We start from the raw sequence: 5,279 nt of genomic DNA, 5'->3' as shown, positions 1-5,279 counted from the left end.
ATTTTATTGAAAAAAGGGTTGTTTTGCAAGTATTTCTTTTATTTTAGTGACATTTCTCTGACCAAACGTTATTTTCGTCATGATTTTTTATAATCTGATACACCACATACGGTCAGCACTCCGTCTTTTACATAAAAATTTATATTTTTCTTCCCATATGCAAGCCCGTAAATTCTTTCAGGATCTTCCTGATATCCTGGACGAGGATCATTTTCCAGTACCTCCTCCAACGCTTTTCTTTTTTCTTTTGGAATTTCTTTTAGATACTCTTCCGGAAATTCCACCTTGAGCCGATGATCTTTTATCCTGTCTGTAAATCCTCCCGATGCCTGCGGATGTCCATCTACATAAGGCAAATACGGCTTAATATCAAATATAGGCGTTCCGTCCATAAGATCTGCACCGCAAATATGAAGCACCGGTCCTAATTCCGGGTGAAATTCTACTTTTTCCAGCCGAACGGAAGAAAGCCCCAGATTATTCGGGCGAAAAGGAGATCTGGTAGCAAATACTCCCTTTCTTATATTTCCGCCTAACCGCGGCGGTCTTACTGTTGGGGACCATTTTTTTCCTGCAGCCTCAGAAAACTGCCAGATCAGCCATATATAATCATATTCTTCTATTCCCCGAAATGCTTCCGCAACCCGATATTCCGGTTCAAAAATAATCTGTGCCTTTTGTTTTTTCAGCCAATTGCTCTGATGGGGTATCCCAAATTTTTCCGGAAAATCATTGTGTATTCTTGCGATTACCTTAAGTTCTGGTCCCACGCATCTTTCCTGCATGCTTATTTTCCTCCAAAATCTGACTTTTATCTTTCAATCGTTTCTATCGGTGTATCATCCTTCTTGTCAAGATCATGAATGTATTTTTTCGTCTCACTTACGATCACATTTGACAAAAGCAGTACCGCAATCAGATTTGGGATTGCCATCAACGCATTCAGAATATCAGCGATCGTCCACACAAGATTCAGTGAAACTACCGGAGCTGCAGCAGCGACTAAAATATACAGAATCCTGTATGGAACCAACCCTTTCCTGCCTGCAAAATATTCCACACAGCGCTCTCCATAGTAAGCCCATCCCAGCACTGTGGAATAAGCAAAAGAAATGATGCCTACCACAAGGATCAGTGGTCCAAATATCGGAATCTGCTGAAATGCAAGTGTGGTAAGAATTCCTCCATCTGTAATATTTCCCATATCAATAGCTGGATTTTTCATGATGCTAGTCACAAGCACAAGCCCTGTCATCAGACAGACCACCACGGTATCCCAAAAAGTTCCTGTGCTGGATACCAGTGCCTGACGAACAGGATTTCTTGTCTGTGCAGCAGCCGCTGCAATAGGAGCAGATCCAAGACCGGATTCATTAGAAAACAGACCTCTGGCGATTCCATACTGCATAGCCATCATAATTCCCCTTCCTACAAGACCTCCGGCAGCAGCTCCCGGAGTAAAGGCAAGCCTGCAGATCGTCTTCACGGCAGGAATAATAAAATCAAAATTCAGACCCAAAATAATCCCGCAGCCCACCACATAAAAAGCGGCCATAAAAGGCACCAGTTTTTCACATACCTTTGCAATAGAACGAATGCCCCCAAAAATAACAAGAGCCGTCAGAACTGCAACTGCGATTCCCACCATGGCAGGTGCAATATGCAGATTTTCCTCGCACACAGTTGCAATGGCATTTACCTGAGTCGCACAGCCAATTCCAAAAGATGCAAATCCTCCCATAAAGGCAAAGATCAGCCCCAGCCAGCGCATATTCAGACCTCTCTCCAGCGCATACATGGCACCGCCCTGCATTCGTCCATCTTTTGTCTTAATACGATATTTCACTGCAATCAGAGATTCACTGTACTTAGTAGCAATGCCAAACACACCTGTAATCCAGCACCAAAACACAGCGCCGGGACCGCCAAGAGCCACGGCAGTTCCAACTCCAATGATGTTTCCTGTACCAATTGTTGAAGCCAGAGCTGTTGCAAGTGCGCCAAACTGACTTACCTCCCCTTCTCCATCCAGATCTTTTGTTACGGATAAGCGTATGGCTTTCCCAATCTTTCTCTGAATAAATCCTGTTCTGACAGTCATAAAAATATGAGTTCCCAAAAGCAGAATGATCATCCACCATCCCCATACCATCTTATCAATCTGATTGATCATATCAATAATCGTATCAAGCATAACTTCCCCTCCCTTTTATCTGCCCCTTTATTCGGCGTTTTATCTGCTGTCTCCTTTCATCCATTCTTTCATTCTGCAGACAGACTTTTCTGCATCTTTTCTTCCCAGATCATACACTCTCTGTATTTCTTCAAGATCACTTTCCATCCTTCCAATGGTAAGCTTCTCGCTGGGCCGGATCACAAAGACCTCTCCATTCTGTTCCATTCTATGAATATCCTCAATTGTCCTGTTATATACCTCATGTCTTGTTTTTAAAGCCTCTACAAACTTCGGATATCTGTGATAATAAATTTCTGCAAGCTTTACAGTCTCTGGTTTTTTTATAAATCCCTCTTCTCTGGTAAGCACTACCACATTTTTCTCATAACCCATTTTTTTAAACTGATGAACGGGAATACTGTCTGCACATCCTCCATCCAGAAGTTTCATCCCCTTCCACGGAACTATATGGGATACATAGGGCATAGAAGCGGAGGCACGCATCACATCCACCTGGTTCAGCATATCTGTGATCTGTATATATTCTGCCTTTCCTGTTTCCAGATTGGTGCAAACCGCATAAAAAGCCGTATCCGATTTCACAAAAGCCTCATAATCATACGGATCCAGTCTTTCCGGGATATCATGATAGCAGAATTTTTTTCCTACCACTTCCCCTGTATGGAGCAGATTCCAGAAACTCATAAAATGTTTATCATTTCTGTAATTCCTATAATATCGTATACTTCTTCCCTTCTGTTCTGAAACAAAAGAGCAGCCATGCAGAGCACCTGCGGAAACTCCGATCACGCCGTCAAAATGTATCTGATGATCCATAAATACATCCAGAACACCTGCCGTGTAAATTCCCCGCATCGCTCCACCTTCCAAAACCAGTCCTGTCTTCATGAATATCTCACCTTTCTTTCTTCCAGTAATCTCTGATTTTTTCCCATGCATCTCTGTAACTGATATGTTTTTTTTCTGCAAAAGCAGTTACACTGTCATATTCCGGATAACAGCGTGTCTGACCATTGGGAAGCGTACAAATCTTAATTTTCGCCTGAAATCCATCTATACATACGCTGCTGATTTCTCTTTTCAGTATGGTCCGGTTCATATAATTTCTTCTGATCCCGATAGTCGTTGTCTCTTCAAAAATAATATCTTCCATAAAAGGAATCCGGTTTTCTTCACAAATAACTGAAAGTTCATAAGCAGGACGATTTTTTTTCATATAAACCGGTGTATAATAAACATCCCTGGCTCCTGCTTCAAACAACAAGCGCATCACATTTCCCAGCTCTTCTCCGGTACAGTCATCCACATTTGTTTCCAGCTTCCAGATTCTGTCCTGTTCCAGAATCTGTGTGCTTTTTTCTGTTCTTTTCTCCCGGATCAGCATAGCTCTCAGAATTCCCGGACAGGCATACTGTCTTTTTCCTGCCCCTATGCCAATTTTTTCTATTGCAAATTCCTCTGGAAGATGATCGGATGTTTTTATCGCAGCTGCAATAGCGGCACCTGTAGGTGTGACCAGTTCTCCCTCCACGTCTGTTATCTGAAGAGAAAGCCCCTTCTCCTGAACAATATTTACCACTGCCGGAACAGGTATAGGAATCACCCCATGCTGGCAGCGAACTGTCCCTGTTCCTTCATATAATTTTGTAACGATCACATCTGTAATGTCCAATTCATCCAGGCAGACAGCGGCTGCTGCGATATCCACTATAGAATCTACAGCTCCTACTTCATGAAAATGCACTTCTTCTCTGGCCGTTCCATGAGCCTTTGCTTCTGCTTCGGCAAGTATCTCAAAAACAGAAACTGCAATTTCTTTTGCCCGGTCTGTCATTTCTGACTCCAGAATGAGTTTTCGGATCTCCAGAATCCCTCTGTGCTGATGGTGATGATGATGTTCATGATGGTGATGTTCTCCATATATTTTATGATGTCCATGAAGATATTCCATATCATGATCATAATTTTCATGTTCTTCATCAAGAATCACCCGAAAGTCACAGGCATCCAGTCCGGATTTTTTTACTCTTGTAACTTCTGTCTGAAATCCGCCTATATGCAGACTGGAAAGAGACTTTTCCAAAAACTTTCTGTCTGCTCCCAGATCCAAAAGTGCTGCCACTGTCATATCTCCGCTGATTCCTGAACTGCATTCTAAATATAATGTTCTTCCCATAAATTACTCCTGCCTGTTTTCTTTTCCTCTGACTCCCAGTCGATTGATCTGTGTTGCAATATATCCTGCCCCATAGCCATTATCAATATTTACTACTGCAATCCCATTGGCACAGGAATTGATCATTGTCAAAAGCGCCGAAAGACCATTCATGCTCGCCCCATAACCTACAGATGTAGGCACTGCGATTACCGGTTTGTCTACAAGCCCCCCTAGGACGCTTGCAAGAGCTCCTTCCATTCCTGCCACTGCAATCACACAATTTGCTTCCTGAATCACTTCCAGCCGTGAAAAAAGACGGTGAATCCCACTGACTCCTACATCATAAATCCGTTCTACATGTGATCCAAAAAACTCTGCTGTCTGGGCAGCTTCTTCCGCTACCGGGATATCTGCCGTTCCGGCTGTACAGACAGCAATCTTTCCCACTCTCTCTTTCTTCTTTTTCTCAATCTTGATGATATGTGATATCTCGTCATATTCCGCCTGAGGAAACAGTTCTTTTATCAGATGGTACTGATGCCGTGATGCTCTGGTTCCTAACACCTCTCCATTTTCCTCGTACAGTTTTCTGAATATCTCCTTAAAATGAACATCTGCCTTTCCGCTGCAGAAGATCACTTCCGGAAAACCACTGCGTATCTCACGGTAAGAATCCAGTTTCGCATATTCCATTTCCTCAAAAGGTTTTTTCCTGAAATAGCGTTCCGCCTCTTCTAATGTTATCTCATTCTGCTTAAATCTGGTCAAAATTTCTCTTGCTTCCATTTTCTGTGTCACCTCATATAAAAAAAGGAAGGGCCTGCCGGCATGCAGACCGCATACTTCCGGCATCTTCCCTTCCTGTCAGCTCTATTTTTGAGCAATCTAGACTTTACTCCGGTACAGTACTATAGAAGTAACTAT

The 5,279-nt window shown here is 42.8% G+C and carries 5 protein-coding genes; all 5 read right to left on the bottom strand.

The window, feature by feature from the left end; translation table 11 throughout:
• Positions 1-77 precede the first annotated feature (77 nt).
• From tsaA to larB, 5 genes are read right to left on the bottom strand one after another with little or no spacing between them, the layout of a single operon-like run.
• Positions 78-785 carry a tRNA (N6-threonylcarbamoyladenosine(37)-N6)-methyltransferase TrmO gene (gene tsaA, locus RDS42_RS12290; protein WP_308783917.1) on the bottom strand — a complete coding sequence of 236 codons (708 nt, stop codon included), beginning with the start codon at positions 783-785 and terminating at the stop codon, positions 78-80.
• Between the two features lie 26 nt (positions 786-811).
• Entirely contained in the window at positions 812-2,194 is a 1,383-nt protein-coding gene (locus RDS42_RS12285; protein WP_308783916.1) for a sodium:alanine symporter family protein, read from the bottom strand.
• A gap of 39 nt (positions 2,195-2,233) precedes the next feature.
• A complete protein-coding gene (locus RDS42_RS12280; RefSeq protein ID WP_308783915.1) occupies positions 2,234-3,085 on the bottom strand; it encodes a patatin family protein in 852 nt (283 codons plus the stop codon).
• A 7-nt stretch (positions 3,086-3,092) separates the two neighbouring features.
• On the bottom strand, positions 3,093-4,373 hold the full coding sequence (gene larC, locus RDS42_RS12275) for a nickel pincer cofactor biosynthesis protein LarC (protein WP_308783914.1): 1,281 nt from the start codon (positions 4,371-4,373) through the stop codon (positions 3,093-3,095).
• Between the two features lie 3 nt (positions 4,374-4,376).
• Positions 4,377-5,141, bottom strand: a complete 765-nt coding sequence (gene larB, locus RDS42_RS12270; RefSeq protein ID WP_308783913.1) for a nickel pincer cofactor biosynthesis protein LarB — start codon at positions 5,139-5,141, stop codon at positions 4,377-4,379.
• Positions 5,142-5,279 lie beyond the last annotated feature (138 nt).

Origin of the sequence: uncultured Blautia sp. (genome assembly GCF_902497045.1) — a bacterium.
Lineage (GTDB): Bacteria > Bacillota > Clostridia > Lachnospirales > Lachnospiraceae > Blautia_A.
Note: the sequence above shows the minus strand (reverse complement) of the source record. Positions and strands in the feature narration are given on the sequence as shown.